We start from the raw sequence: 23,032 nt of genomic DNA on the forward strand, positions 1-23,032 counted from the left end.
TTTGCGGTTAATATGCTATATTTATCCAGACACAAATTAAAACAAGGCCGACTATGCAGGTAGTAGAACCGATAGATGAAGAGTTTAAATTCGAAGGCCGTGCGATCGTCAGTGAAACCGATCTGAATGGGATCATTACCTTTGCGAACCGGAAGTTCTGTGAAATTTCCGGTTACACCAAAGAGGAGCTGATCGGACAGCCGCACAATATCATCCGTCACCCGGATATGCCGAAAAAAGCATTTGAAACCATGTGGAATACGATCAAACAGGGGAATGTTTGGAGCGGTCTCGTCAAAAACCTGCGCAAAGACGGACGCTACTACTGGGTCGAAACGACCATCACCCCGATCCAGGACGAGACCGGGGCGATCACCAAATATGCCGCAGCGCGCAAAGGGGCCAGCGAAACGGCCATCGAAGAGGCCGAGGCGCTGTACGAGCGCCTGCGCAGCGAAGAAGCAGAATCATAACGTGAAGGAGGCATTGTGCTAATCTACAACCACAACAAAAAACTGGTGGGCATCGACGACGAAACGCTGCATCATCTTGGATACAAAACCCTGTCCGAATTCCTGGCGGAACATAACGACGTCGCCGAAATGTTCGTCAAAAAACCGGGGTATATCCACAACTTCCAGAACTTCCCCTGGATCGATTTCGTCCTCCATGCCGATGCCGAAGACACCCGTGCCATCATCCAGAACGACAAAGTCCAGTTCTCCTGTTCGCTGAGCCTTTCGCCGATTTTCATGACGGATGCCCCCGACAACGAGGGGTACGTCGTACAGCTCAAGCAGATCAAGACCCTCAGCGGAACGATCGAACCGTTTGAACGTCCGGCAAGCACCGCGCCTTCCGCACTGCCGGACATCCCGTTCGAGACTCCGAAAGCGGAAACACCGGCCGCACCTGGCGCACCCGCCGAGGAGGAGTTCGAGTTCAAAGAGCTGCCGGCCATCGACCTGCCCGACCTCAACCTTGACGGTTCATTGAGCGGCCTCGAAGATATCGAACCCGAAAGCTTCGGGCCGGATATCGAACCGGAACCGTTCACCTTCGAAGAGGATTTCGAGCTGCCCGAAAGTTTTGAACCGGAAACCGCCCCGGCAAAAACCGAACGCCCGATGCTCGGCGACTATATCAACCAGGAAGAGCAGGCCTACCTGGACAACCTTCAGACGGACAGTGATTATCTTTTCGATCCTCATGTAGCGGCTGACGAACTCGGTCTGCCCGTCGAACTGATCGAAGAGTTCATCGGCGACTTCATCCAGCAGGCGCATGAGTTCAAAGCGGGCCTTTTCAATGCCAACCATGAAGAGGATTTCGACGAAGTCCACCTTCTCTCGCACAAACTCAAAGGGGTCGCCGCCAACCTCCGTATCGAAGACGCCTTCGAAGTCCTGAGCATCGTCAACACGTCGCGCGACCAGGTCGAGATCGAGGCCAACCTGAAGCAGTTCTACCTGATCATTGCCAAGATGGAGGGCAAACCGCTTCCGGAAATGATGGCCGCCACCCCGCCGGAAAGCGAACCGGTCGAACCGGAAGCCGCCGCACCTGCGCTCTCCCTGCCGGCGGAAGAGGAGGAAGACGACCTCTATGACTTCGGCGACCTGCTGGGCACATCCGCACCCGAGGAGCTCCCTGCTGCGAAGGAAGAACCTGCAGCGCCGACCGTCGAAGAGGAACCAGCTTCGCTGGAACTGGGCAGCCTGATGGACGACGAGATCGAACTGCCGCCGATCAAGGACGAAAACGCCCCGGCGATTGAAGAGGAGCCCCGCGAACCCGTCGAGGATGTCGAGCCCTTCACTCTCGATGTCATCCCCGAAACGGAACAGCACCTGATCGACGATGCAGAAGAGCATGAACACTATAAGCAGGTCAGCGGTGACAGCGCAAAAGACACTGCACTGATGTCCGGCTCCGAAGAGAGCGAGCTCCATTACGACCTCCCGCGGGCTGCCGCCGAGATCGGGCTTAGCGAATCGTTCGTCAAGAGCCTTGTGGAAGATTTCATCGATGACGCCAAAAAGAAAAAAGGCGAGATCCTGCAGGCCATCGATGACGGCGATCTGAAAAAAGTGCGCGCCGCGGCCTTTGAATTCAAAGGTCTTTCGGATAACCTTCGTATCGAAGACGTCTCCCGAAGCCTGACCAAGCTGCTGCGTCACGAGCAGCTTCCGGCACTGAAGCGGGAAGCGGAACACTTTTATTCACTTTTGAATCAACTCTAAAAAGGAAGCTATATGAATTTGGGACTTAAAAGCCAGCTGCGTCTGATCAGCCTTTTGCCGATCCTCCTCCTGCTGAGCCTGGCCAGTTTCTACGTTTATACCTCGTTCAAGGACTACCAGTCTGCGGAAGTCCTGCAGACGAAGTTGGCCGAGAATAAATACCTCAACGGATTGTTCACCAACATTTCCCGCGAACGCGGGATGACGGTTATGTACATGGGTAACCACTCCGAAGCGACCAAAAAATCGCTGCTCTCCCAGCGCGACATCGTCGACCAGTCGCTGGCGCAGCTTAGCAGCACTCTGAACGCCCAGGACGCTACAACGCTCAAAAACACGGCCAACACCATCGAAGAGGTCCGCAACGCCGTCGATACCGGCAGTGCGGAATTTGAAGCCGTCTATGCTGAGGCGTACGGGGTACTGCTGAATAACATCCTCGAGATTCTCGGTCACATTACCCAGATCTCCGATGACAAGGCGCTCTCTTCCAGTGCTTCCGCCTACTTCAACCTCCTCCAGGCCGAGTTCTATACCGCTTCCGAACGCGACTTCATCTCTTTCATTCTCGCCCGCTCCACAGCGCTGGAGACCGAAGAGGTCAACCGCTGGCTCTCGCTGATCGGCCGGGCTGACGCCATCAGCTACGATACCGCCCTCGATGCCGATCTCAAGGCCGCTATGGATGCCCTGTTCAAAGGGGAAGACAATACCGAGCTGTTCGAGGACATTACCGCCGAACGCGCCGAAATCATCCAGGCGATCAACGACGGGCTCTACTCCACGCAGTCCGGTGTCTGGTTTGCGATGCTCTCGGAAAAGACCAACCTGCTCTCCGAAGCCGAAAACGTCCTGATCACAGCCATGGACAAACGGGCGGCCATCGTCCAGACCCAGGCGCTCGAAATCCTTACGGCCGCCGTCGTCATCTGGGCGATCGCGATCATCATTGCACTGCTGGGCTACTTCCTCGCCAACGATATCGCCCGCAACATCAAGGACCTCGAATCGGTCCTCAAACGGGCGGCAGAAGGTATCGAGACCGAAAGCTCCGATATCAACCTTGAAACGGCAAAGGGTACGGCACAGGCCTACGCCCTGCTTGAAAGCGTCATCGAACAGACCCGTATGGATAAGGTCTCCGCACAGGAGGCTAGCGAAGCGAAATCAATGTTCCTGGCGAATATGTCGCATGAGATCCGTACGCCGCTCAACGGGATCGTCGGCTTTACCGAGCTCCTCAAAGATACCGACCTTCAGGAAGAACAGCGCGAATTCATCGACATTATCGAGAAGAGTTCCGAGAACCTGCTGGAAATTATCAACAACATCCTCGACCTCTCCAAGATCGAAAGCAACAAGCTCGAGATCGAAGAGATCGCCTTCAACCCGCTCGAAGAGTTCGAAAGCGCCGTCGAAGTCTATGCCGTCCGCGCTTCCGAAAAACACATCGACCTCGGCTGTTTCATCGACCCGAGCCTGGAACGCCCGCTCAAAGGGGACCCGACCAAGATCAAAGAGGTTCTTATCAACCTTCTCTCCAACGCCGTCAAGTTCACCAACAGCGGCGGGGCGATCAACGTCAACGTCCGCCGCGAAGCGTGCGATACGCCGAACCGTGCCCGTGTCCGCTTTGAAGTCAAAGACAGCGGAATCGGCGTTACCGCCGAGCAGAAAGCCCGCATCTTCGAAGCCTTCGGCCAGGCGGACACCTCCATTACGCGTAAATACGGCGGTACCGGCCTTGGTCTGACAATCTCCAGCAGCTTTATCGAACTGATGGGCGGCAAGCTCGACCTCGAGAGCGAACCGGGACACGGCACGACCTTCTTCTTCGTCCTCGAACTCGAAGAGATCGAAACCCTCAACGAGTCGCTCCGTCACAGCTTCACCAACATCAACGCGCTCATCATGAACGATGAGACGCGCCAGAAAGCACAGACGGAATACCTGCTCGAGTACCTCAGCTACTACGGGGTCAAGCATACCACCTTCAACGACCTGCGCGAACTGCAAGCGCTCCAGGAAAAGGGGAGCTACGACATCCTGATCGCCGATTTCGACTACTGCGACGAAGAGGTTCTGCAAAAAGTCAGCGCAACGCCGGAAGCAACGGTCCTCGTGACGAAGTCCTACTACATGAAGAAGATCGAGAGCATGGAGCTCGACCTCTTCAAGGTCCTGTACGAACCGCTCAACGCCACCAAGCTGCAGAACGTGCTCGAGTCCTTCGATGCCGAAGATTACGTCGTCAAAAAAGCGCAGAAGAAGCGTAAAAAAGTCAGCGCCGACAGCCGCTTCAACGCCAAAGTCCTTGTCGCGGAAGACAATATCATCAACCAGAAACTGATCCGCCGTACCCTCGAGGAGCTCGGTCTGGAGATCACCATCGCGAACAACGGCCTCGAGGCCTTTGAAAAACGCAAAAACGGCGACTTCGACCTGATCTTCATGGACATCCAGATGCCGGTACTCGACGGAATGGAAGCGACCATGGAGATCCTCGACTACGAAGAGGATGAGAACCAGCCGCACGTACCGATCATCGCCCTGACGGCCAATGCGCTCAAAGGGGACCGCGAACGCTTTATGGATGTCGGTATGGACGAATATACGACCAAACCGCTGGTGCGTACCGAGATTCTCAACCTTCTCAGCCAGTTCATCGGTGACAAGATCGTCGATGCACGGAGCGCGGCGTCAGCCGAAGCAGAGACTGTGGAAGAAACAGCAACTGTCGAAACGGCAGTCGTAGAGGAATCGGCGACTGAAGCTGTACCGGAGATCACCTATAACGCCGACATCCTGCTGGTGAAAAAAGGGGTGCTGGAGAACAAACTCTTCGGTCAGCTTCTCTCCGATCTCGGCTTCAGCTATGACAGTGTCAGCGGCAGCCGCAACATGATCGAGGCCCTCGAGGACAAAGCCTACAAACTCGTGCTGTTCGACCAGGAGATCGAAGGACTGGATCTGGAAATGCTGCAGACCACCCTGGGGAACAAAGCGCACAAAACCGCGACCGTCATGATGGTCGATCCGGGTGTCGAACCCGACGAGGCGACCCGCAAGCACGTCAACGACGTCATCAAAAATGTCATCAACAAAGACCTGCTGCGTCTGATCTTTGAAAAATACGTATAAACTCTAAAGGAAACTGAATGCCGAACAAACAACTGAAAGTACTTGCCGTAGACGACGACCTCATCAACCTGAAACTGCTGAAGTCCATGCTGATGAAAACGGGTTATGTCGCTGAAGTCATCGAAGCCAAAAACGGTGCCGATGCCATCGGTGAGCTTAAAAATACGCCGGACATCGACGTCGTACTGCTTGACATCATCATGCCGGTCATGGGCGGCCTGGACATGCTCCGCGTCCTGCGCGCCGACGAGAACCTCAGACAGCCCCCGGTCATCGTCCTGACAACGGATGAAACGAAAAAAGCCGAGGCCCTTGAAGCCGGTGCGAACGGTTTCCTCATGAAACCGGTGCGTGAAAAAGAACTGAGCGCAAAGATCTCCCAGCTGATCCTCTGATCGGCCGGGCCTCCCCGCAATTCCCCCTTACACTCCCGACAATACCCTGTTGATCGAATAACGCATATCGTCGTCGAGACTCTCCATCTTCTCCACCATCCACTGCAGGTAGCCGCGATCATCCGCCGCAATTTCAAAGAGCGTTTTGCCCTTGTACTTGCCGAATCGCATCGGTCCCTTGTAAAAGACGGGTTCCAGGGTCAGGGAAACCATCTTTTCCACAGGGTTCTCTCCGGGGAAACGCTCCTGGACACGTGCGCGCAGGCGGCTTAAAAAGAGTTTGAGCGTCAGGACGTCGCCGATGGCGTCATGCGCCTTGATCTCGACGCCGAGCTTCTGTGCCTCCGCCGCCTCCTCTTTGTAGAGTCCCATCTTGTAACGGAAATACTGCAGCCGGTGTGCCTCCTCATCTTCGAAAACATGCCGCGCGCAGCGCAGGGTGTCGATGAGCTTCATCCCGTTGACAAACCCTTCCTTCTCCAACATCCCCAGGTCAAAGGGTGCATTGTGGATCACCAGGTAATTCCCATCATTGTTGAGGGCCATAAGTGCCCGGTAGGCCTCAGTCTCGGTGCAGAGCGGTTTGCCTTCGATCATCTCCGGGGTAATGTTGTGCACCTCCATCGCGCCATACGCGATCGGCACATCCGTGGAGCAGAAGTCATTATAGACCTCCGTCTGCTGCCCCGCTTCCAGGACTATGAAGCCCAGCTGGATAATGCGGTCCGTTTCTCCCGCCCCCGTCGTTTCCGTGTCCAGCAATACGAATTTTGCCATGCCTAACGTTCCTCCCCGTCAAAAAGTTCTTGAAACAGCCGTTCCATGTCAAAGACCGCCCTGGGCGCCTTCCAAAGAAGATGCGGCAACAGCTCCAGAAAAAAATAGCCCGTATAGATGATCGGGTAGAAGATTTTGACTTCGTAATAGAGCTGCTTGTAGGTATGGTGTGCCCGGATCCATTTTTGGGCGATCTTCGATCCGCCCATGGCCAGGTTGACTTCGAACGATACGATAAAGCCCCAGACAAGGTAGGTGAGAATCGTCCCGAAAAAGAGGTACCAAAAAGAGAACTGGAGCGAATAAAACATCCTGTCATTGTGCCATAGCAAACCCGTAACTAACCAAAAAGTGTCTACAATATCTCCATGATTACAAGCGTCTTCGGATACCTCGGCATTGTCATCGCACTCGGCGGCGGCCTCTGGTGGATCGAAATGCGTACTCCCCTCAAACTCTTTACCTGGCTGCCCGCCATTGTCCTGATCTACCTGCTCGGCATCACACTGTCTCAAAGCGGCCTCTTTGCGCAGAATACCGCGCAAACTGCGGCGTACGTGCAGGTGAAATCCTGGCTCCTGCCGATGATGCTCTTCACCATGCTGCTGCAGCTCGACCTGCGGGCGTTCTCGACGCTCGGCAAACCCCTTCTGCTTGCCTATGGCGGTGCCGTCCTCTCCATTACCGGAGCCTTCTTTGCCGTCTTTGCGCTTTTTGGTTTCGGACCGGAGGCTGCCGGCGTCTTCGGGGCACTCGGCGGCAGCTGGACCGGCGGAACGGCCAATATGCTCGCCGTCGCTGCGGCCCTGGAGATCTCCGAAAGCCAGCTCGGCCCCGCTCTCGTCATCGACTCGCTGCTCTATACCCTCTGGGTCAGCGCCCTGCTGCTGGCCGTCCCTTTCGCCCGCCGTTTCGACCGATGGAGCCGCGCGGAGAACATCGGGATCGCCTTGGCCGGCCCGTCGGAGCCCCGGGGAAGCCTGCGTATGTTTTTGCTGCTTCTGGCCGCTTCACTCCTTATCGCTTCCGCGGTCAGAACGGCAGCGCCGATGCTGCCCATCCTGCCCGAAAGCACCTGGAGCGTTCTGCTCGCCACCCTTGCCGGTGTTGCCGGCAGCTTTACCCCGATGCGGCGTCTGGGAGGCAGCAGTACGCTGGCCTCCTTTCTCCTCTACGTCCTAATCGCCCTGATCGGCTCCCATGCCAAGCTGCATGGCTTTGCCGATGTCCCCTTGTACCTTGCCGCAGGCGCAACCATTCTGCTCCTGCATGCCCTCATCATGCTCCTGCTCGCCCGGATCTTCAGGCTCTCGCTGTTCAGTATCGGGGTGGCTTCGCTGGCCAATATCGGCGGAGTCGCCTCTGCCCCCATTCTTGCTGCCGCCTATAACCGGATGCTCATCGGTCCCGCTGTCATCATGGCCATCATGGGGTACCTCATCGGCACCCTCGTCGGCCTCACCATCGCGACGGGCCTGCGGAGTGTAGCGGCATGACCATTACCGGCGCCCGGGTTTACCGGGAATCGCTCCCCCTGGCCACCCCCTTTGTCACGGCCCTGCGGCGCGTCGATGACGTCTCCTTCGTCGTCCTTGCGCTGCAGACAGACAGCGGCCATACCGCCTACGGCAGCGCCCCCGCGACCAAGGCGATCACCGGCGAAACGCTTGAGAGTATCGAAGCAGCCCTGCAGCACCATATCCTGCCCTTTCTGCTCGGCCGTCCCTTTGAATTCGAAACGCTGCTTCATGCTGTCGCAGCTTCCCTGCCGGGCAACAGCAGTGCCAAAGCCGCGGCGGACATGGCACTCTACTCCCTGGCTGCGCAGAAGAAAAGCCTGCCGCTCTACCGCTACCTCGGTGCGCGAAAGGCCGCTCCCGTCACCACGGCCGTGACCGTCAGCCTTGGGGCACCAGACGTCATGCGGACCAAAGCCGCCGAACTCTTCCGCAACGGGTACGACATTCTCAAGGTCAAGGTCGGCGGCGGGGACGGCTTGGACGCACTACGTATCAGGGAGATTTCCGAGGCCCTCCCCGACGCACAGCTACTCGTCGACGCCAACCAGGCCTGGAGCCTGGAAGAGAGCCTCGCCTTCATCGATGCCTGCGCCGATCTGCCCCTCGCCCTGATCGAGCAGCCCGTACCCGCGGCCGATCTCGACGCGCTCCGCCAGATCACGGAGCACTCCCCTTTCCCGATCCTGGCCGACGAAGCGGTCTTCGATGCCGAAGACGCCCGGTGCGTGCTCGACAAGGGTGCGGCAAACCTCATCAATATCAAGCTGATGAAGTGCGGCGGGCTCTCCGGCGCACTTGGCATCCTTGACGTCTGCCGGAGTTACGGTATACAGTGCATGCTCGGCTCCATGCTCGAAGGGCCCGTTTCCATCACCGCCGCCCTTCACCTCGCCGCCGCCTACCCCGACCGTTTCGCCTGGATCGATCTCGACAGCCCCCTGCTCTACCGCACCCTCCCTGCTAACCTCCCTTTTACCGTCGATGGAAACCGCTATGTGCTATAGTGTCTACATCGTCCGCTGCAGTGACGGCACCTACTATACGGGAATCGCCGTCGATACGGAAAAGCGCCTCCATGAGCACAACCACTCCTCAAAAGGTGCCCGTTATACCCGTGCCCGGCGCCCGGTCGTCCTCGTCTACTCTGAAATGCATCCCGACCGCAGCAGCGCCCAAAAACGCGAATATGCCATCAAACAGATGACGCGGGCCACCAAAGAGGCCCTGATCGGATGCGACTAGGCTTCAAGCCGCCCTATGTTATAGTTTTACAAACATCATGCAAAGGGCTCTTATGACCGAAGCCGAAGACCTTATCGACCTGTTGGAAAACGACGTGATCCCCGAGATCGAATCCTTCATCGACGACCTCTATGAGAAGATCGCCGAAACGAAAAATGCGACGGAAGACGACAAAACGCAGCTCGCCGAACTGCAGGAGCTGAAAAAAGAGTTCGCCCTGCTGCTCGACGAAGTGAAAAACGGTGAGCTCGACGAGGAAGAGTGCCGCGCCATCATCGACGAGATCGATATGATGCGCGAAGAAGAAGAGGAGTAGAAGGTATGAAAAAGACCATCACCTTTATCGGCAACGGCAATATGGCCACCTCTATGGCGAAGACCCTCAAGAACAGCTACCTCATCGAGGTTGTCGGGCGGAACCTGGAGAAGCTCGATATCTTCGAAGCTGCCGTCGGCACCGACGTCACCAAGCATCTGCTCAACGACTTCGACATCACCGGCAAGACCATTCTGCTGTGCGTCAAACCGGCCAATATCGCCGAAGTCGGCACGAAACTGCAGGGAAAGGCGGAAGCCCTTTACTCCGTCCTTGCCGGGACGAAAGTCGAAACCCTCAAAAGCCATATCGCCGCTGCAGGTACCGTCCGTGCGATGCCCAACCTTGCCGCAACGGTCGGCCGTTCCATGACGACGCTCACCGGAGACCGCCACCTCGAAGCCGAGGCGATCTCCCTTTTTAACGCCATCGGTACAACGCTCTGGCTCGGCAGCGAAAAAGAGCTCGATATCGCCACGGCGCTCGCGGGCAGCGGCCCCGCTTACCTCGCCCTCATTGCCGAAGCCCTCGCCGATGGTGCCGTAAAACAGGGGCTCAGACGTGACGATGCCATGACCGTGATGCGTGGCCTCTTCGGCGGTTTCGGCGAACTGATTCAAAACGAACACCCTGCCCTGCTCAAAGACGGCGTCATGAGTCCCGGCGGTACAACGGCAGCGGGGTACAGTGCCCTGGAAGCGGCCGGGGTACGTCACGGGTGCATCGATGCTATCGAAAAAGCTTATAAAATAACCCAAAAAAGTTAGTGTCTCGTTATTAATTAACAGCAATCAATAGCTATTAAATATTGTGGTTTTTATTTAAGACTACATTTAGTCGAGCGGCAGTAATATAGATATTATGCATCAATACTGTCTACCGAAATCCCCGATATTGTGAAGGAGAGGAGTAGTTTATGAAACGGTTTTTATCCATCATCTTTCTGCAGAGCTTTTTGGTGGGAGGGGTTTTCCTCTCCCACTCCGAAGCAGCCATTTACAGCAATGCGAATGATCTCTGTACAAGGCCCGCAAGCTGTAACGGGTTGCTCTGTCTGAACCTGCTGGGCCTCATCGATTTAGGCCTGGTCAACGAAATCGAAATCCCTGTTCTGAACCAAAGTATTTCCGAGCTTCAGAATGTCGTCCTTACCTATGACACATCGGCATGGCTCGGCGCTTCCGTACTCTCCGACTGCGGTATCAACGGCGTTTCCGGTTCCGCCCTCTCGCTCGGGACGGCCGGGAGCTGCGGACAGCAGAGCAACATCGATATCGATTTGAACTCCACGGACCTCGTCAATATCGGTCTGTTTGCATACGGCTATCAGTTCTATCCCGCCACACCGGTCAATTCGCTTGAAGAGAACAGCATCTACATGCGGGGAACAGTGACGGCGAGCCTGCTCACCTCCAATTACCTCTACGGAAGCTACGTCAAGGGAGCGGACACCTATTACGGCCAGATCCAGCCCTGTACCACTTCCACGCCGGTCCTCCCCGATCCGCTCCCGCAGGAGGACCTCTGTTACTCCGACGTGCAGAGTGACGGCAACAAATGCGATATGGCCGGCGGCTTCTATTACGATATCGGTCCGAACACTAACCACAACTGTCTGACTTCGCAGGTCATCCGCAACAAGGACATGAACACGACCATTGATACCGTCGCGGTCTACAAAATGTACAGCCCGTCGATCACCGACGGCACCTGCGGCGGCGACGTCAGTTGTTCAGGTCCCTCCGCCCTTTCGATACTCTCGGGATACGGCGCAGGCTATAGCTACGCCATCGGTACGCTCGCCCCGGACAGCAACGTCACGATCAGTGACCAGGACACCTACTACAGCGATGGGACAGTCAATGACATCGTTCTTTACGGCCGCTACGTCAAAAACGGCGAGCTCTATGAGGGGGAACTCCCGGCCTGCCCTGCCGGCGGCGGCACAATCGATATCAACGATTTCGCCTCCCAGGTAGACATTGTCGATGCCGTCGTCAGTGCGACAGATCCCTATAAAGGTGTCATCCATACCAAGGTCTCCAATAAACCGAACTACCAGATGACATCGGTCTTCCTCGGAGACAGCAATGAAACGATGAACGCGAACAACACCTACGGCGGTTATATTACTGCGAATAAAACCATCGACATGTATGTTGTCTACTATCTCAGCGACGCGACCTGTACCGACACCGTTCGGCTGATGACGGTCCCGGGCGGTAATGAGCCCGTCGTCTCCATCTTTCATGCAGGCGATTCCACGGCGACAAGCAGCGCGTTTACCATGGCCTATACGGACAGTTTACGCGCGAAAAGAGCGGCCCGCTTCAAATACAAAGCGCTTGACCTCAGCAAGCTGATCATTGATGCAGATATTGACTGCCCGAACTCCAGCACCTCCGGGAGTGCTTCGGGTACCGTCACCGGGATCCCGGCCTGTTTGACATCCACCTCTGCTGAGAGTACCCCGGCGGAGCGCTATAAGGAAATCTTTGGTGACGTGGCGTTTGAGCGCTGCTGGGAAGCGATCGCCAACGGACAGCCGTGTAACAGTAGTGCCATCGCCGCCAATGTCCCCGAACCCTACAACACGCAGTACGGCTGTCTTGAGTGCAGTCTTGGCGGCATCCCCTACACCTGCTCCTCCGACGCCTTTGCCATCCGCCCGGACCACTATGCCATCAGTACCGTCGATCCCCACTACCCGGATCTGCTCCGTTCCGGCAGTGACCACAACATGACCGTCTATGCGCTCAACTACGACAGTGCTGTAGCGACGCTCGATTACAACCAGAGTGGGGGCAATGGTGGAAATATCGAGCTCCAACAGAGCATGTATCTCAATACCGGCGTGCTTGATACTGCCGGTCTTCTCCACGGTACGCTGCAATGGAGCACCTGGGAATTTGATATGCAGGATGGCTTGTCGATCTACCCCGCCACCGGTGCCACTGAAGTAGCCGGTGTCACTTTCGACGATGTCGGCAGGGTTGTCATCGGCGTACAGGACCATGAATGGGCCTCAGTCGATATCCTTAACCTCGACGACAACACCTCCGAAGACTGCAGCCCTGACGGTGCCTATATCTGCGGCGACCAGAACGTCACCTATATTCCCCACCACTTCGACTTCAACGAGACCAACGTCACGAACAACAACGGCCTCCCGGGAAGCTTCACCTACCTCGCCAACCTCAACGAGGCCAATATATCCACCTATGTCATGGCGGCGCGTGTCGATACGCTGGTCGCTGCCAAGAATGCCGTGGGCGGTGTCACCCAGAACTTCCGTGACGGTGCCGAATACTACGAAAACAAAGTCTGGCTTGTCCAGGCTGCCCACGATACGCTGCACGGGGATGCAAACGTCACAAAAATCGGTGACCCTGCAGCAGACGGCGTCCTGCTCGGCTTCGGGAAAGACGGGGATGAAAACGGTACCAAGAGCATTACATGGGATGAAACGAACCTCTCCCAGGTGCTGCGTTTCAACTTCCCGCGCCAGAAGAATGCCCCGGTCAACCCGTTTATCATCGACGGGCCGGACTATAACGTCAGTATCGTTTCACACTATACGCAGACAGCTCCGCCGGTACCGCCTGCCGTCGCGGGTGTAACCTATGATACCAATGCATACCCGCGCGGGGATCGCAATGCGACTGCGGACGGGCGTGTCCTCTTTATTTATGGACGTGCCCACTCGCCGCGCTTCCGCGTCCCCTGCGACGTTGCCGGGACTGCACCATGTTCAACGGAGGCAACGAAACCGGTCAAAGTCTATTACGAGTTCTACTACTACGTGCCGGGCTCCTATTCCATCGATGCCAACAATTCACTTCCGATCAGTACCTACTTGTCGGCTTTGACGAACGACAACCAGCGCAGTAGCGATGCCATCAAGTGGTATATCAATACCTTGCACACGGCGACCGACGGCAACATTACGACAACGGCACCAGCCGTCGGCACGCTGGTCGACGACGGTACCTATACAAATGTCAACGGGATGACGCTGATCCCCTATACTTATAACGGGAACGAGGGCTATCCTTACAAGGCAACGATCCGAGTCAACCCGTACAATGGAAGCAGCAGCTGGCTTATCTATAACAAATACAATGCCAATGCGACCCGCAACGAGTTCGAACTCGAATTCAACAATAAAAGCGGCGCCAAAACCGGTACCGATGCAGCAGGTGCCTCTGTCGATTCAGATGCGAATACAAATACCAATAGGAGAATCCAATGGTAGTACGTCGCGCCATGACCATGATCGAACTCATCTTCGCAATCGTTCTGATCGGAATTGCGATTGCCGGTGTGCCCAGGATGATTGAACGTAATACCAAATCACTCGAAGGCAACATCGTCGACGAAGCGGTTTTTGCCGTTTCTGCCAAAGCGGCACAACTGCTTTCATTCCGATGGGATCCGAACTCACAAAACGCAGGTGACCTGCTTTCACATTCCAAAATACTGGACGTTGCCGGCAGCGGAAATCTGAGCAGAACGAACAGCATCTTCCGGATCGGGGGCATCGCAGAAAATGCGCACCGCCGTTTCCACTCTGCTGCGACCTCCCCAGCCTCAACCGTACTGAATGACATGACGACGGGGAGTGCACTCACTTTTCTTACGGGAGGAGACCCTACAAGCTCCTCCGCTTACAAAAAGGACTACAGGCTCAATGTCGCCATCAGTTTTGTCGGAGACGGGAATACAGCATATAACACCGGTACGACCGCCTCAGCAACATACAATTTCCCCAACTTTCCTTCACCGGTCTCCGCGACAGCTACCAACATGAAGATGGCTAGAATCGAACTGCAGCAAAACGATTCGATGACAGCCACACCATCATGGGGCAATGTCGCAACGCTTTATGTCTACGCTGCCAATATCGGTGAAATCGACTACTTCAAAAGGACGATGCAATGATGCAAAAACGCGCTTTTACAATGCTGGAGCTTATCTTTGTCATCGTTATCATGGGCATCCTCGCCAAATTCGGGGTTGATATTATGCAGCAGATTTACAACAACTTTGTCTACAGCAAACGGACCAATATCCTGCAGGCACAAAGTGAGGCCGCCGTCAACCAGATCGCCAACCGGCTCCAAAACCGTATCAAGGACTCCGTCATTGCCAGTACGCTCAACCACGGTTCCTACCAGCCACTCGGAAGCAATACGGCTGCCGGTTCAACCGTTTTGGAGTGGGTCGGTATCGACTATGACGGTTGGCAATCGCTTCCACCGCTTTGGAGTGGGACCATCGACCTGACAGATTCAAATGGGACCTACCTGAAATCACCGCGGACATCGTCACGTTCCGCTTTCTACAACGGTGGAACAGCAGCCGTCTATTTCCTCGGATCAAATGTTGATGTGCTCTCAGGATTCGGGTGGCAGGCCGCCGCTTTTGCGGACCAGTCCCATACGATGCATCCTGTCAATGTCGGGGCAGCACAACTCACCCCTGCCGTCGGATCGTTCGTCGGCCGTGACGTCTATGAGTTCTACCAGCTGGCGAACAGCGCTTTCGCGGTCGAACTGAATAACCGTGTCTTGACGCTCTATACGGATTATCAACCCTGGGACGGGGAAATTTATACAGCCGGTACCGCGTCAACACTGATGGAAAACGTTACGACGTTTACTTTCACGAAAGTGGGCGACATCATCAAGTTGCAGGTCTGCGTCGGTGACGACAACTTTAGTGGGGAAGGAGAGTATTCGTTATGCAAAGAACGAACCGTCTTTTAAAAAAACGAAAAGGATTCGTCCTCATCGTCGCTGTCTTCATGATGCTGGCCATCAGCTTTCTGCTGCTTCGCATGATCGGGGAAACCGCTGAAGGGACGCAACGCAGTATCAACAACTATATCCATCAGCAGGCCATCCTCCTGACCTATGCGGCCACTGAAGAGGCGGTGCTGGCCGTCTCCGGCAGGGATCGTGAAACCAATGGCTGTATCAGAACCATCACCGGACAGTTCCCTGCCAATAACCCGACGCTGACATACACGACGCAGATCAGCTACATCTGGTCTAATGATCAGACTGCCGCGCTGAACGTATCGGCGAGTGGCGGTGCGAACTGCTTCGGCTATATCGATGGCAACCAGGCAACAGCGAATCAGCTGAATACGAATGAAACCGGCGGTTCAATGCTGGTAGATGTCTATGTCAGCGATCACGTGGGAATTGGTCTTGATGAGCCCATCCAATACCATCGGCGGACCCTGCAAAAACTGTAAATCGGGAAAGTCTTAAAAAAGAGACGGCTTCCTGCCGTCTGTTTATTAGTAGAGGCCGTAGCGGCCGTCGTTTCGTTTGTAGAGGACCCGCGTCTTCCCGTCGTTGTCCAGGAAGATCTCGAACTGCTTTTCTGTCGCTTTCAACTCCTCGAGGACATCAGCCACCTCTCTCGGTTTGTAGCTGTCAAGTTCGACAGGGATGACTTCGTCTTCAAAGGCTTCGGCAGCGGCTTTGACGTCCGCCGATTCGCTTTTGGCGCTGTTCATCCCCTCATGGTGATGGTCATTGATCTTGTCATGCATACGGCGCAACGCCTTCTGGGCCCGTTCGATCGCGATGTCGATTGCAGCATACATGTCATCGTCGCTCTGCTTGATGACGACGGTGTTCTTGCCGGCCAGGTTGATCGTGAATTCTACCGAAACCCCCTGCTTTTTCCCGATGCTGCGTTTGGCGCAGACTGCCTGCGCCGAAATGATGTCCAGGTTGAACTTCGAAAGTGATCCAATCGCGTTTTGCAAATACTCTTTGATGGGATCGGTCAGTTCGATCGCTCTTCCGGTCAGTGAGATATTCATCATGCAACCTTTCCGGGCAAGGCCCTCTGTGTAATTTGTCGTGGCAACGATTATAACACAGCAAACATGTCATTATTCAAGCCCGATAGGCACAAACGCGCTAAAATACCCCATGCATATTGAACAGGCCGATATCGAAAAATTCAAAAAACTCGGAGTCTATTCGGCCGCAGAGCTGGCCATTCTCGCCCCGGTCCGGTTTGAAGACCGCCGGCTCTCTCCCAGGCTTACCGAAGGAATCGAGCAGGCCATCGACGCCACAGTCGAGTCCATCCAACGCACCCCCCGCACCGTCACGATCACCCTGTTTGTCCACAATTTCGGTCACCGCATCGAGGGGGTCCTTTTCAATCCGAAACCCTATATGCTTCGTTTTTTCGTCGAAGGGGAACGGGCCCTGTACTACGGCCGTATCGACTGCAGACAGGGGCGCTGCCAGATGAGCCATCCCCAGCGCATCCCCGAAGCGGGCTCGCTGACGCCGAAGTACAAAACGGCGCTGCGGACTGACGTGATGGCCCGTCTTGCAGCGCGCTACATCACCCGGGAAAACCTGTTGGAAGAAGGGCTTCCGCCCCGTGTCGCCGATGCACTGATGGGGCTCCATTTCCCCCAGACTGCGCCCCAGAAGGAGCCGACACCCGCAGAGCTCTATGCCCTCAAATATGCCGAACTCTACAGCTATATGCGTTCGCTCCGTGGGAAACGGCGTTACTTCGATGTCCTGCAGAAACTCGACAACGATTGGCGCCGCTGGGCCATGCAGCTGCCGTTTCTGCTGACCGATGAACAGACGAGGGCCATCGAGGCGATCGAAGCGGATTTTAAAAAGCCCCATGCCGCCAAGCGGATGGTCGTCGGCGATGTCGGTGCCGGCAAAACCATGGTGATCCTTGCCGCCATGCAAATGGCCACGCCGTACCGCAGCGTCCTCATGGCCCCGACAACGATCCTTGCCAACCAGCTTTACGAGGAGGCACGGAAATTCCTCCCGGAAAAGAAAATTCTGCTCGTCACCAATGCCACGCCGAAAAAACTGCCGCTGGAGGAGGCCGATGTGCTGATCGGAACGCATGCCCTGCTCTACCGCGACCTGCCCGAAGCGGCCCTCATCATGGTGGATGAGCAGCACCGTTTCGGCACAGCGCAGCGCCACCGGCTCGAGAAGCTGATCTCCGACGGCGCCCGTCATCCCCACTACCTGCAGTTCTCCGCCACGCCCATCCCCCGTACCCAGGCCATGATCGATTCCGCCCATATCGATGTCAGCCTCATCACCAAGACCCCCTTTAAAAAAGACATTACGACCACGGTCATCCACAAACCCGATTTCCCATCTTTGCTGTCACACATCCGTGGGGAAATCGCGCAATCGCACCAGGTGCTCATTGTCTACCCGCTGGTCGAAGAGAGCGAGAACTTCGGCTACCAGAGCATTGAAGAGGCACGGGGGTACTGGGAGAAGCATTTTGCAAACGTCTACGTCACCCACGGCAAGGACAGGGAAAAAGAGGTCATACTTGAAACCTTCAGGGAGCAAGGGGACATCCTGCTCGCTACGACCGTCATCGAGGTCGGGATCTCCCTTCCGCGTCTGACGACGGTCGTCATCGTCGGCGCCGAACGGCTGGGACTGGCAACCCTGCACCAGCTGCGCGGACGCGTCAGCCGTACCGGCCTCAAGGGATGGTGTTTTCTCTATACAAACCTGAACGAAAGCGAGCGCCTCGACGCCTTCCGCCAAACGGACAACGGCTTCGACATCGCCGCGCTGGACCTCAAATACCGTAAAAGCGGCGATCTTCTCAAAGGGAGTATCCAGAGCGGGAAGAAGTTCCTCTGGGCCGATCTGGCCGAGGATGAGGGAATTGTTCGGGAAGTCAAAGCGGCGCTATCGCCCTGATGTGTGATGAGACAGCTTGACAATATCCGCTTCTACTGTCAAAGCCGAAACGGTCGTTAGCGTGTCAGCCGGATCACCGGGGCATGGAGTGCCCCGAAAGCGGCAGCTTGTCATCCTTTTTTCTTCCCGGTTCGGCTTCTTTTTTGGATAAGCAAAAAAGAAGGGGAACAAAAAAATTGCTTACTCTTCCGTAACGATCGCGAAGGTAAGCTTCTCGATCTCCCCATGCTTTTTGATAAAGGCATTGAGCGTGGCAAGGTCGAGCGTTTCGATCTGCGCGAGTTCGCGGGTGGAAGCACCGATCCCTTCACCCTTGTAGTACTCCAGGAAGGTGCGCGAAAGGCGCTGGGAGAGTGTCTCGACACGCAGCGGTTCGGAACCGAGCAGGAAGCGTTTTGCCTGGTCGAGCTCCTCCTGGGTCACCCCCTTCTCGATAAACGTTTCGATCACTTCCCGAACCGTTTCGACCGCCTCTTTCTGCGAAGCGATCTTCGTCTGGAGGTAACCGAAGAAGTAGCTGTTCGAACGCGCGATATTGGCACGGCAGTATGCAGAGTAGGCCAGCCCACGCTTGACACGGATCTCCTCCATCATCCGGCTTCCGAAGCCTCCGCTGCCGAGGATGAACATCGCCACGCGGCTGATGTAGTGCTCGGGATCGCCGACTTTCATCTCAAAAGGGGCCCCGAAATAGACATAGGCCTGTTCCGTTTTGCGCTTAAGCAGCTCCGTCTTCGCCGCAGCGCTGGCCGGGTAGAACCCGAGGCTCTCCAGCGAACCCTTCGGCAGGTGGCCCAGCAGTCGGCGGGCGGCATCGGCGGCGTCCGCCTTGGAAATATCCCCGCCGATCACCACGATGGCACGCGATGTCTGGAGATGATCTTTGACAAACGATTTGATCTGTTTGAGCTCCATCGCCTTGACGCTCTCAACCGTCCCGGAGGCCGGGGCAGCCAGCGGTGTTCCGGCAAAAAGTGCCGCTTTGAGTTCGCGGTTGGCGACATAATCGAAGTCGCTCTCTTTGCGGCTGAGCGCACCGACGGAAGTCGTCTTCACCTTCTGCAGGGCTTCCTTGCTGAGGTTGGGCGTCGTAAGCAGCTCTTCGAGCAGACCGACCGCTTCGCCGAACTCCTCTTTGAGCGAGCCCATTTCAAAGACCATCGTCTCTGTCCCGGCATGCACGCTGAGATGGATGGCCCGTGCGTCGAGCGCCTCTGCGAAACCGACGGCGCCGCGCTTCTGCGTCCCTTCGTTGAGCATCGAAGCCGTCACCTTCGCCAGGCCCGCATCGGCGCCGTCCTCGATGGAACCGCTCTGGCGGAAGACCAACTGCATGGAGACGATCGGAAGCCGAGGGTCCTTCTCAAATATCATCGGCACCTCGATGCCGTTTACTTCTACCTGTTCCACCGTCGTTTCAGCCATTACAATCTGTCCTGTCAAAAAAATGAATATTAATAGCGCTTTGAAGCTCACGCAAAAAGCTCCAGGGTTTCATACGCCGTGTTCCGGATCGCCGGGGTCTCGCCGATGTCGCGGATCAGACGGACCATCTCCTCTTTGGCCATGCGGAAGCCCGCCCCCGCACTGCGGACGACGTTCTCTTCCATCATCGTCGATCCCAGGTCGTTCGCGCCGAACTGCAGCGCCATCTGCCCGATATAAGGTCCCTGGGTCACCCAGGAACTCTGCAGGTTCGGGACATTGTCCAGAAAGAGGCGCGATACCGCCAGCAGGCGGAGGTATCGGTTCGCCGAATGCTTTTTCATGTCGGGGAACTCCGCGAGCAGCTTCGTATTTTCTCCCTGGAACGACCACATGATAAAGGCGCGGAAACCGCCCGTCTCATCCTGAAGGCGGCGGACCATATCCCAATGTTCGACGATCTCTTCGTCCGTCTCCATCGTCCCGTACATCATCGTCGCCGTGGACTTGATGCCGAGTTTATGCGCCTTGCGGTGGATATCGATCCAGACGTCGGCATCGATCTTGCGCGGCGCGATGATATCGCGCACACGGTCGTTGAGGATCTCCGCCCCTGCGCCGGGAATGGAAGAGAGCCCTTTTGCCTTGAGACGGGTCAGCACCTCCTCGACGCTGATACGAGACACCTTGGCGATAAACTCGATCTCGATGGCCGAAAAGCCGTGAATGGTGATCTGCGGGTATTTCGTATGGATATGCTCGACGAGATCCTCATACCATTCGATCTTCAGCTTCGGGTGGACGCCGCCCTGGAAAAGGATCTGCGTCCCGCCGATTTCCAGCAGCTCTTCGATCTTGGCATCGATCTCGTCGTAGGTGAGGACATAGGCGTCTTCGTCCTTCTCATGACGGTAGAAGGCACAGAATTTGCAGTCGACCCAGCAGATATTCGTATAGTTGATATTGCGGTCGACGACAAAGGTCGTCACCCCTTTGGGATGCAGCTCTTTTTTGCGGGCAGTTGCGAGTTTTCCGAGGGTCTTGAGATCGGCATTGCGGATCAGATCAACCGCTTCTTCTTTTGTGAGTCTGCTCATGATGGTTCCATTCTCTCGTACGTTTTTTCCTGGAACGCAGTATAACCGGCCCAGGATTCAGTTCCGCCCCCGGCTAAAGAAGCGGGAAACTTTAAAAAGATTGTTTTAAGCGCGGGCGGGACTTAGGAAGCGGCTTTTTCTCTGGCGATCGCATCGAGAACGCCGTTGATGAACTTGGGAGACTGCTCCGTACCGAACGCTTTGGCGACTTCGATCGCCTCGTTGATCACGACGGCGGAGTCCAGATCGCTGTAGAGCGCCTCATAGGCACCCAGGCGCAGCGTCGCCCGCTCGATGGAGCCGAGGCGGTCGAAGTCCCACTCTTTGAGGTGTTTGACAATCGCCGTGTCCACCTCTTCGAGATGGGCCATCACCCCGTCAAAAAGCGTCAGGGCGAAATCCTTCTGCTTATTGCGGATCTTTTTCTCTTCGAGGATCTCATCGGTATGATCGGCAATTGCACCGTTCCCAAGGTCATAGGCATACAGCAGACTGACGACCGCCATACGGGCGTGGTGACGTGTCGCCATTACGCTTCGATCTCCGCATAAAGGTTCAGCATTTCGATGACCGTCGTCATGGCCTCGAACCCTTTGTTCCCCGCCTTCGTACCGGCACGCTCGATCGCCTGCTCGATGGTATCGGTCGTCAGCAGACCGAAGGCAACCGGTTTGGCGTATTTCAGTGACACAGTCGCAATCCCCTTCGTTGCTTCCGCCGAGACGTAATCAAAGTGCGGAGTAGCGCCGCGGATGACGGCACCGAGTGCACAGACGGCGTCATATTTGCCCGTGGCGAGCAGGCGTTCCGTTGCCATCGGCAGTTCAAACGCGCCCGGAACCAGGACCAGGTCCAGCTCCGCTTCCTCACCGCCGTGGCGTGCATAGGCATCTTTGGCCCCTTCGACCAGGCGGTCGGTGATGAGATGGTTGAAACGTGCCGCGATAATGGCGACTTTCTTGCCCGGACGTACCTGCAGCTTTCCTTCGATGATTTTCATCTTTCTTTCTCCTTCTTTGTAGATATCCTGTCAGGCCTAACGGCTGCAGGCTTCGATCGCCAGCAGGGTCTCTGTCAGCTGCTTCAAGCCGTCGAGCGTAATCATGTTGGGACCGTCGCTCAGGGCACAAGCGGGATCGAAATGGGTCTCGAAAAAGAACCCGTCGACACCGACGGCCGCGGCCGCTTTGGCCAGGTACGGCACCATCGAACTGTCGCCGCCGGTCTTGCCGCCGCCGCTGCCGGGCATCTGTACCGAGTGCGTTGCGTCAAAGACGACCGGCGCGAATTCGCGCATGATGACCGGGGAACGCATATCGACGACAAGGTTGCCGTATCCGAAACTCGAACCGCGTTCGGTGAGAAGGACCTTGTGCTTTTGTGCGTTCTCGTAACTCACCTCATCGCAGCCGCGGGTTTTGAGGACTTTGAGCACCGAATAACGCATGTCGGCGGGGTTCATGAACTGCCCCTTTTTGATGTTGACGATCCGGTCCGTTTCGGCCGCGGCCACCAGCAGGTCGGTCTGGCGGCAAAGGAAAGCGGGGATCTGGATAATATCGGCAACTTCCGCCGTCGGTGCCACCTGGTAGGATTCGTGTACGTCGGTAACGATCTTGTACCCGAAGGTCTCTTTCACCTTCTGCAGCAGACGAAGTCCCTCCTCAAGCCCCGGCCCGCGGTAGCTTTCAAGCGAGGTACGGTTCGCCTTGTCAAAGCTCGCCTTGAAGTAGAAGTCGAAGCGTGCATCCTCATGATAGGGCTGCAGCGCTTCGGCAATGCGGAACAGCGAAGCCTCGCTTTCAATAACGCAGGGGCCTGACATCAGAATCATTTACTGCTCCCGTTACCGTCAAGCATCTCTCTCGCTTCGACAGGCCGCATCGCCGGGGAGACGACCCGCTCTTTGTATTTGCTGTTACCGACCGCTTTGTCAAAGTCCTCAACAGCCTGTTCACGGAACTCCGTCAACGAATGCCCCGTTTCATGCGAATAGATGATATAGCCCAAAACAACGAGGATCAGGATCATCGTTTTCTTGGCGTTGATCTGCCACTGCATGTACGCCAGAATCAACAGGACGACGATCGTCGCCGGATAAAGCCATGATTCATCCATGATTTCTCCTTTCG

General features: G+C 56.1%; 23 protein-coding genes. 14 read left to right on the plus strand and 9 right to left on the minus strand.

What is annotated here, in order from left to right; all coding sequences use genetic code 11:
• Positions 1 to 53: 53 nt before the first annotated feature.
• Genes WCX18_RS10230 through WCX18_RS10245 form a run of 4 tightly spaced genes read left to right on the plus strand, consistent with a single transcriptional unit; the run spans position 54 to position 5,779 of the window.
• Positions 54 to 473: a PAS domain-containing protein gene (locus tag WCX18_RS10230; RefSeq protein ID WP_345987486.1), complete on the plus strand. Its 420-nt coding sequence runs from the start codon at positions 54 to 56 to the stop codon at positions 471 to 473.
• 15 nt (positions 474 to 488) lie between these two features.
• The gene (locus tag WCX18_RS10235) at positions 489 to 2,243 is read left to right on the plus strand and encodes an Hpt domain-containing protein (protein ID WP_345987487.1); all 1,755 of its coding nucleotides are present in this window, start codon (positions 489 to 491) and stop codon (positions 2,241 to 2,243) included.
• Positions 2,244 to 2,255: 12 nt separating this feature from the next.
• Positions 2,256 to 5,384, plus strand: a complete 3,129-nt coding sequence (locus WCX18_RS10240) for an ATP-binding protein (RefSeq protein WP_345987488.1) — start codon at positions 2,256 to 2,258, stop codon at positions 5,382 to 5,384.
• 17 nt (positions 5,385 to 5,401) lie between these two features.
• On the plus strand, positions 5,402 to 5,779 hold the full coding sequence (locus WCX18_RS10245; RefSeq protein WP_345987489.1) for a response regulator: 378 nt from the start codon (positions 5,402 to 5,404) through the stop codon (positions 5,777 to 5,779).
• Positions 5,780 to 5,806: 27 nt separating this feature from the next.
• Here WCX18_RS10245 and WCX18_RS10250 read toward each other — a convergent pair whose 3' ends face one another.
• Both WCX18_RS10250 and WCX18_RS10255 read right to left on the minus strand, forming a co-directional pair.
• Positions 5,807 to 6,556 carry a 3'-5' exonuclease gene (locus WCX18_RS10250; protein WP_345987490.1) on the minus strand — a complete coding sequence of 250 codons (750 nt, stop codon included), beginning with the start codon at positions 6,554 to 6,556 and terminating at the stop codon, positions 5,807 to 5,809.
• A gap of 2 nt (positions 6,557 to 6,558) precedes the next feature.
• Positions 6,559 to 6,867, minus strand: a complete 309-nt coding sequence (locus WCX18_RS10255; RefSeq protein ID WP_345987491.1) for a hypothetical protein — start codon at positions 6,865 to 6,867, stop codon at positions 6,559 to 6,561.
• 57 nt (positions 6,868 to 6,924) lie between these two features.
• On the opposite strand from WCX18_RS10255, the gene WCX18_RS10260 reads away from it, so the two are divergent.
• The 9 genes from WCX18_RS10260 to WCX18_RS10300 all read left to right on the plus strand — a co-directional run bounded on the left by WCX18_RS10260 (position 6,925) and on the right by WCX18_RS10300 (position 15,896).
• Complete coding sequence (locus WCX18_RS10260; protein ID WP_345987492.1) at positions 6,925 to 8,052, plus strand: DUF819 family protein; 1,128 nt, start codon at positions 6,925 to 6,927, stop codon at positions 8,050 to 8,052.
• Complete coding sequence (locus tag WCX18_RS10265; protein ID WP_345987493.1) at positions 8,049 to 9,080, plus strand: dipeptide epimerase; 1,032 nt, start codon at positions 8,049 to 8,051, stop codon at positions 9,078 to 9,080. The genes WCX18_RS10260 and WCX18_RS10265 overlap by 4 nt, the downstream gene beginning before the upstream one ends.
• Positions 9,070 to 9,318: a GIY-YIG nuclease family protein gene (locus tag WCX18_RS10270; RefSeq protein ID WP_345987494.1), complete on the plus strand. Its 249-nt coding sequence runs from the start codon at positions 9,070 to 9,072 to the stop codon at positions 9,316 to 9,318. Before WCX18_RS10265 ends, WCX18_RS10270 begins: the two co-directional genes overlap by 11 nt.
• A gap of 52 nt (positions 9,319 to 9,370) precedes the next feature.
• Complete coding sequence (locus tag WCX18_RS10275) at positions 9,371 to 9,634, plus strand: hypothetical protein (RefSeq protein ID WP_345987496.1); 264 nt, start codon at positions 9,371 to 9,373, stop codon at positions 9,632 to 9,634.
• 5 nt (positions 9,635 to 9,639) lie between these two features.
• Complete coding sequence (locus WCX18_RS10280) at positions 9,640 to 10,401, plus strand: pyrroline-5-carboxylate reductase (protein WP_345987498.1); 762 nt, start codon at positions 9,640 to 9,642, stop codon at positions 10,399 to 10,401.
• A gap of 149 nt (positions 10,402 to 10,550) precedes the next feature.
• Positions 10,551 to 13,889, plus strand: a complete 3,339-nt coding sequence (locus WCX18_RS10285; protein WP_345987500.1) for a hypothetical protein — start codon at positions 10,551 to 10,553, stop codon at positions 13,887 to 13,889.
• 11 nt (positions 13,890 to 13,900) lie between these two features.
• Entirely contained in the window at positions 13,901 to 14,575 is a 675-nt protein-coding gene (locus tag WCX18_RS10290) for a hypothetical protein (protein WP_345987502.1), read from the plus strand.
• Positions 14,572 to 15,402, plus strand: coding sequence for a type II secretion system protein (locus WCX18_RS10295; RefSeq protein ID WP_345987504.1), 831 nt, complete (start codon positions 14,572 to 14,574; stop codon positions 15,400 to 15,402). The genes WCX18_RS10290 and WCX18_RS10295 overlap by 4 nt, the downstream gene beginning before the upstream one ends.
• Complete coding sequence (locus WCX18_RS10300; RefSeq protein WP_345987506.1) at positions 15,378 to 15,896, plus strand: hypothetical protein; 519 nt, start codon at positions 15,378 to 15,380, stop codon at positions 15,894 to 15,896. The genes WCX18_RS10295 and WCX18_RS10300 overlap by 25 nt, the downstream gene beginning before the upstream one ends.
• Before the next feature lie 45 nt (positions 15,897 to 15,941).
• On the opposite strand, the gene raiA is transcribed toward WCX18_RS10300, so the two are convergent.
• Positions 15,942 to 16,478 carry a ribosome-associated translation inhibitor RaiA gene (gene raiA, locus WCX18_RS10305; RefSeq protein ID WP_345987507.1) on the minus strand — a complete coding sequence of 179 codons (537 nt, stop codon included), beginning with the start codon at positions 16,476 to 16,478 and terminating at the stop codon, positions 15,942 to 15,944.
• Between the two features lie 109 nt (positions 16,479 to 16,587).
• On the opposite strand from raiA, the gene recG reads away from it, so the two are divergent.
• Positions 16,588 to 18,378, plus strand: a complete 1,791-nt coding sequence (gene recG, locus WCX18_RS10310; RefSeq protein WP_345987509.1) for an ATP-dependent DNA helicase RecG — start codon at positions 16,588 to 16,590, stop codon at positions 18,376 to 18,378.
• 180 nt (positions 18,379 to 18,558) lie between these two features.
• Here recG and WCX18_RS10315 read toward each other — a convergent pair whose 3' ends face one another.
• The 6 genes from WCX18_RS10315 to WCX18_RS10340 all read right to left on the minus strand — a co-directional run bounded on the left by WCX18_RS10315 (position 18,559) and on the right by WCX18_RS10340 (position 23,018).
• Positions 18,559 to 19,803, minus strand: a complete 1,245-nt coding sequence (locus tag WCX18_RS10315) for a pitrilysin family protein (protein ID WP_345987511.1) — start codon at positions 19,801 to 19,803, stop codon at positions 18,559 to 18,561.
• Positions 19,804 to 19,850: 47 nt separating this feature from the next.
• Positions 19,851 to 20,900 carry a dehypoxanthine futalosine cyclase gene (locus WCX18_RS10320; RefSeq protein WP_345987513.1) on the minus strand — a complete coding sequence of 350 codons (1,050 nt, stop codon included), beginning with the start codon at positions 20,898 to 20,900 and terminating at the stop codon, positions 19,851 to 19,853.
• A 122-nt stretch (positions 20,901 to 21,022) separates the two neighbouring features.
• Positions 21,023 to 21,430: a transcription antitermination factor NusB gene (gene nusB / locus WCX18_RS10325; RefSeq protein ID WP_345987515.1), complete on the minus strand. Its 408-nt coding sequence runs from the start codon at positions 21,428 to 21,430 to the stop codon at positions 21,023 to 21,025.
• Positions 21,430 to 21,900, minus strand: a complete 471-nt coding sequence (gene ribE / locus WCX18_RS10330; RefSeq protein WP_345987517.1) for a 6,7-dimethyl-8-ribityllumazine synthase — start codon at positions 21,898 to 21,900, stop codon at positions 21,430 to 21,432. Before ribE ends, nusB begins: the two co-directional genes overlap by 1 nt.
• Positions 21,901 to 21,936: 36 nt before the next feature.
• The gene (gene kdsA, locus WCX18_RS10335; protein WP_345987519.1) at positions 21,937 to 22,734 is read right to left on the minus strand and encodes a 3-deoxy-8-phosphooctulonate synthase; all 798 of its coding nucleotides are present in this window, start codon (positions 22,732 to 22,734) and stop codon (positions 21,937 to 21,939) included.
• Positions 22,731 to 23,018 carry a hypothetical protein gene (locus WCX18_RS10340; protein ID WP_345987521.1) on the minus strand — a complete coding sequence of 96 codons (288 nt, stop codon included), beginning with the start codon at positions 23,016 to 23,018 and terminating at the stop codon, positions 22,731 to 22,733. Before WCX18_RS10340 ends, kdsA begins: the two co-directional genes overlap by 4 nt.
• Positions 23,019 to 23,032: the final 14 nt, after the last annotated feature.

It is taken from the genome of Sulfurimonas sp. HSL1-2, assembly GCF_039645565.1.
GTDB classification, from domain to species: domain Bacteria; phylum Campylobacterota; class Campylobacteria; order Campylobacterales; family Sulfurimonadaceae; genus Thiomicrolovo; species Thiomicrolovo zhangzhouensis.

Excerpts from the sequence above, each read along its gene's own strand:
- WCX18_RS10265 (WP_345987493.1), top strand. The coding sequence starts at position 8,049 with ATGACCATTACCGGCGCCCGGGTTTACCGGGAATCGCTCCCCCTGGCC.
- WCX18_RS10240 (WP_345987488.1), top strand. The coding sequence starts at position 2,256 with ATGAATTTGGGACTTAAAAGCCAGCTGCGTCTGATCAGCCTTTTGCCG.
- WCX18_RS10285 (WP_345987500.1), top strand. The coding sequence starts at position 10,551 with ATGAAACGGTTTTTATCCATCATCTTTCTGCAGAGCTTTTTGGTGGGA.
- WCX18_RS10245 (WP_345987489.1), top strand. The coding sequence starts at position 5,402 with ATGCCGAACAAACAACTGAAAGTACTTGCCGTAGACGACGACCTCATC.
- WCX18_RS10270 (WP_345987494.1), top strand. The coding sequence starts at position 9,070 with ATGTGCTATAGTGTCTACATCGTCCGCTGCAGTGACGGCACCTACTAT.
- WCX18_RS10280 (WP_345987498.1), top strand. The coding sequence starts at position 9,640 with ATGAAAAAGACCATCACCTTTATCGGCAACGGCAATATGGCCACCTCT.
- WCX18_RS10255 (WP_345987491.1), bottom strand. The coding sequence starts at position 6,867 with ATGTTTTATTCGCTCCAGTTCTCTTTTTGGTACCTCTTTTTCGGGACG.
- WCX18_RS10295 (WP_345987504.1), top strand. The coding sequence starts at position 14,572 with ATGATGCAAAAACGCGCTTTTACAATGCTGGAGCTTATCTTTGTCATC.
- WCX18_RS10250 (WP_345987490.1), bottom strand. The coding sequence starts at position 6,556 with ATGGCAAAATTCGTATTGCTGGACACGGAAACGACGGGGGCGGGAGAA.
- WCX18_RS10230 (WP_345987486.1), top strand. The coding sequence starts at position 54 with ATGCAGGTAGTAGAACCGATAGATGAAGAGTTTAAATTCGAAGGCCGT.
- WCX18_RS10260 (WP_345987492.1), top strand. The coding sequence starts at position 6,925 with ATGATTACAAGCGTCTTCGGATACCTCGGCATTGTCATCGCACTCGGC.
- WCX18_RS10290 (WP_345987502.1), top strand. The coding sequence starts at position 13,901 with ATGACCATGATCGAACTCATCTTCGCAATCGTTCTGATCGGAATTGCG.
- WCX18_RS10315 (WP_345987511.1), bottom strand. The coding sequence starts at position 19,803 with ATGGCTGAAACGACGGTGGAACAGGTAGAAGTAAACGGCATCGAGGTG.
- WCX18_RS10340 (WP_345987521.1), bottom strand. The coding sequence starts at position 23,018 with ATGGATGAATCATGGCTTTATCCGGCGACGATCGTCGTCCTGTTGATT.
- WCX18_RS10320 (WP_345987513.1), bottom strand. The coding sequence starts at position 20,900 with ATGAGCAGACTCACAAAAGAAGAAGCGGTTGATCTGATCCGCAATGCC.
- WCX18_RS10300 (WP_345987506.1), top strand. The coding sequence starts at position 15,378 with ATGCAAAGAACGAACCGTCTTTTAAAAAAACGAAAAGGATTCGTCCTC.
- recG (WP_345987509.1), top strand. The coding sequence starts at position 16,588 with ATGCATATTGAACAGGCCGATATCGAAAAATTCAAAAAACTCGGAGTC.
- ribE (WP_345987517.1), bottom strand. The coding sequence starts at position 21,900 with ATGAAAATCATCGAAGGAAAGCTGCAGGTACGTCCGGGCAAGAAAGTC.
- kdsA (WP_345987519.1), bottom strand. The coding sequence starts at position 22,734 with ATGATTCTGATGTCAGGCCCCTGCGTTATTGAAAGCGAGGCTTCGCTG.
- raiA (WP_345987507.1), bottom strand. The coding sequence starts at position 16,478 with ATGATGAATATCTCACTGACCGGAAGAGCGATCGAACTGACCGATCCC.
- nusB (WP_345987515.1), bottom strand. The coding sequence starts at position 21,430 with ATGGCGACACGTCACCACGCCCGTATGGCGGTCGTCAGTCTGCTGTAT.
- WCX18_RS10275 (WP_345987496.1), top strand. The coding sequence starts at position 9,371 with ATGACCGAAGCCGAAGACCTTATCGACCTGTTGGAAAACGACGTGATC.